The sequence below is a fragment of the bacterium genome (genome assembly GCA_018812485.1).
GTDB lineage: Bacteria > JAHJDO01 > JAHJDO01 > JAHJDO01 > JAHJDO01 > JAHJDO01.
On sequence record JAHJDO010000073.1, the window covers coordinates 1 to 3543 of the forward strand.

3 protein-coding genes are annotated in these 3543 nt (G+C 38.4%); 1 reads left to right on the plus strand and 2 read right to left on the minus strand.

Annotated features, from left to right (window positions below):
• Together KKC91_05705 and KKC91_05710 are read right to left on the minus strand one after the other, a co-directional pair.
• Window positions 1–516, minus strand: a 516-nt coding sequence (locus KKC91_05705; protein ID MBU0478043.1) for a tyrosine-type recombinase/integrase, incomplete at its 3' end; no start/stop codon positions are given.
• 142 nt (window positions 517–658) lie between these two features.
• The gene (locus tag KKC91_05710; protein MBU0478044.1) at window positions 659–1285 is read right to left on the minus strand and encodes a recombinase family protein; all 627 of its coding nucleotides are present in this window, start codon (window positions 1283–1285) and stop codon (window positions 659–661) included.
• A 135-nt stretch (window positions 1286–1420) separates the two neighbouring features.
• Here KKC91_05710 and KKC91_05715 point away from each other — a divergent pair, with 135 nt between their 5' ends.
• Window positions 1421–2803: a DUF4158 domain-containing protein gene (locus KKC91_05715; GenBank protein ID MBU0478045.1), complete on the plus strand. Its 1383-nt coding sequence runs from the start codon at window positions 1421–1423 to the stop codon at window positions 2801–2803.
• Window positions 2804–3543: the final 740 nt, after the last annotated feature.

The following is a 3543-nucleotide window of genomic DNA, read 5'->3' on the forward strand; positions in this document are numbered from 1 at the left end:
ATTCCTGTGCCCGAGATACTGCTGAATACTTCTTGTATCCACTCCTTCATTGGCTAGTTTGTATCCGGTCGAATGACGAAGCATATGGGGATGCACTGAAATTTTAAGTTTCGCATTTTCTCCCGCCCTTGCAAGAAGTTTTCTGAAGGTTGAGGTGGTTATAGGACATTTTCTTTCTGTAATGAAAACATACGGACTGTCTACTGCATCCCGTTTCAGTTTTCTCAGGGCTCTTATCTCCGGTCCGAACAGCGGATGAGCACAGCTCAGGCCATTTTTTTTCCTGTTCACATGGATCAGGCCGGTATCAAGATCAATCTGAGTCCATCTCAATGCTACAAGCTCGGAAACTCTTAGACCATGACGGTAGGCGACCAGAATCATCGTGGTGTCACGGTGCTTGTGTCGTCCGCTTTTTCTGGCACCGGCAATAACCCGGTCAATTTCATCGGGTGTCAAAAATTCCCTAGATCTTCTGTCAGTGTTTTTTGTTTTAATCGGAGGATTTGTTTTCATTTATCACCTACTGGGGGTAGTGGGGGATTGCTGCATTTTGCGAATGTATAGATTTTTCATTAACACATCTAAATCGCTTTCCAGAGGAGAGTTTCCTCCTCTAGTGAAAGGGTTGATATTTTTACCTTCTAATTACCCTCAGCTAATTAACCTCCAAATTTTCCCTAATTTTTCTCTTGTTGACGTAAGTGTTAAGGGAAATATGGTTATTGTATCCAAGTAACTTGGCGATTTTTCTCACTGACAACCCCAATTTTAGAAGTTCTTTAATCCTATCAATGTCCTTATCAAATTTGCTTTTCTGTATAGTGCCTTTTGGCTTTCCTAGTGTTATCCCCTGAGCTTTCTTAGCAGATAGAGCTTCTTTAGTACGAAGACTAATCAGATCCTTTTCAAGTTCTGCAAACAAAGAAAAGAGGGTAATAATAATCTTTGAATTCATGTCCTGCTTGAGAATATCAAGATTTTGCTTTATGGCAATGACCCGGATATTTCGGCCGATTAACTCATTGATTAATGAAATAACTTCGGCTGTACTTCTCCCCAGCCTGCTGAGTTCGGTAACAATCAGCGTATCCGAACCTACAAGCTTTTGCATGAGATCATCAATCCGTCTTTGCTTAGTAGTTTTCCGGGAAGAAATTGTAATTTCCACGAACTCATCTACTTTGAGGTTCTTCTTCCGTGCAAACTCCAATACCTCTAATTTCTGATTGTTCAAATCCTGCTTATCAGTAGAAGTCCTGATATAAGCCACAGTTTTACCCATTTTCACACTCCGTTAACTCTTAACAAGAAAAACCAAAGAAAATTATACAACATGTATATCCTTTTTACAACTTGAGTCTTTTCCAATTTGGATGTAGAATAACGACCGTTTTTACACTTACAAAAGGCGGCACTTATGGTGGTTCAATCGGAATTATTTAAAACAGATCGAACCCTTTATCGTTATGGCTTAGAGGAAGTACCTGCTGACATTAGTAAACGGGAACTTCTTGCTTACTTTTCTTTGAACAAAGAGCAAGTACTTTTCATAAAGACAAAATTTCGTTTAAATCCCTATCGTATAGCTTTGGGGATTCAATTAGGAGCCCATCGGTTTATTGGAAGGTCTCAGTTTCAGCCAGAGAGTGTACCCTTGGTAGTAATTAAGTTTGTAGGACGAGCACTGAAAATTAAGGGCGATTTTATCCCGTTGAAATATTCTGATAGCATAAGAATACGCCAAGTTCATGCTCAAATAGTCCGGAAATTTCTTGGGCTTTCTCTTTTCCCTACCAGCGAACATCAAAACTTAATAGACTACTTGATTCAAACTATGCCAGACCCTGGACACTTTCCTGATTGGATAAAAAAGACCGAAGATCATTTAAGAAAAAGAAAATTTGTTCTTCCAAGTATTAAGGTATTAAGACGGTTGATTTTGTCTGCGAGAAATCAAAGTCTTAATGAAGCAGTTAACAGTATCAATTCCATGCTGGGAGAGAAGAGAATAGAAGCTTTGGAAGGGCTTCTTCTATCAGGTGAGGATAATTATACAAAGTGGTTTGAGTTGACTAACAGACAAGTCTACAGTTCCACGCCAGCCAAAGTAACTTCAATTTTAGGTCGCATAAAGACGATTCGGCAATTATCTTTAAATACAATAAATTTTGATGTTGTTTCTAATAAATATTTACAGCATTTTGCACAACGGGGCATGCATCTTTCAGCAAAACAATTAAGAGATCAATCTTCTTTGCACAGATATGCAATTATGGCAGCTACTCTTAAAGAGTTGGAATCTGAATTGACTGACATTACAATCCAGATGAACGACGAAATTTTGAGTGGTGTTTTCCAGCGGGGAAAGTGGCGGTCAGAAAACCATTTTAGAAAAAATAAAAAAATTATCCGCAAGATTATCTCAGCTTTTAAATTGCTATCTGATACTATACTCGACCAAAATACGGATGCTTTGCAGAAAATAGAATACATAGAAAAAGAACTTCCACTCGATACTCTGCAAAATTTAAGAAACGATTCCGATTGTCTTGATGTCCCGCGTGGTACTGAGGATATATACTTTGCTAGTGAGGGATACCAAACTATTCAGAAATATCTTCCTGACCTTCTTGAGACCATCAGAATTATATCCCCTTCCAAGAGGGATCCTGCTCTAGAAGCAGCAAAATACTATTTAAAGCGGAAACAGGAGGGAAAGGCAGGCATAGGAGCTGATGCGCCAACTGATTTTGTACAAGAAAAGAAATGGAAACATGTTGTTTTAAGCAATAAGGGGTAACCGTAACATAGCTGCGATTTCACCCAATAAAACTTCCGTTTTTATAAACGGAACTGGAATAAAGCCAAAGGTAAGGATCGTGCAATATTTCGCGCTTGGCATTTCAGCCATGAAGCATAGCAGTTTTCTTACATTTTCCGGTTAGATTGTCTCTCATGTTAAGCTTAACTCTTCACAGACCCGCCAAAAGTGGAATTCCAAGGCTAATTTAGGAATAAATGACGGTAATATTCTTTAATATATCATTGGTTTTGAGGCTAATCGGCATGAAATAATTAACCAAAATTTTATAAATTGATTAATGATTGAATAACAAGGTGTTACAAAGCCAATATAGGCGTATTACCAAGAATCGTGCTAACCGGTGTAAGTCCTCAGTAAAGCACGTCATTCCTGCGGATTTTTAGCAGGAATCTATGTTTTGAAACAATGGATTCTCGCTTACCACTGCGGGAATGACAGACAGTAGACGGCTTTCACTGAGTATTTACTTAACGGTTCGGAAAACCATCTGTTTTATCGAACTTTAGTTAGCGGATTCTAGTTTCTGCACGCATAATGTAACAGATTACTGATAGTCTGCTATATTAAATAAAGCTTTGCTGCTAACTGATTCGCGTCTTAATATTTATGCGTGCAGGACGCTAACGCCCTAATTTGGCACTTTTGTGCAATGTATACCGGCAAGTGAAAAATTGAAAATGGAGTATATGTCGTAAGTATTATACGCAATGTTTTAA

Bases quoted from the DNA above. Each gene is read 5' to 3' on its own strand.
- KKC91_05710 (MBU0478044.1), bottom strand. From the start codon at position 1,285: ATGGGTAAAACTGTGGCTTATATCAGGACTTCTACTGATAAGCAGGAT.
- KKC91_05715 (MBU0478045.1), top strand. From the start codon at position 1,421: ATGGTGGTTCAATCGGAATTATTTAAAACAGATCGAACCCTTTATCGT.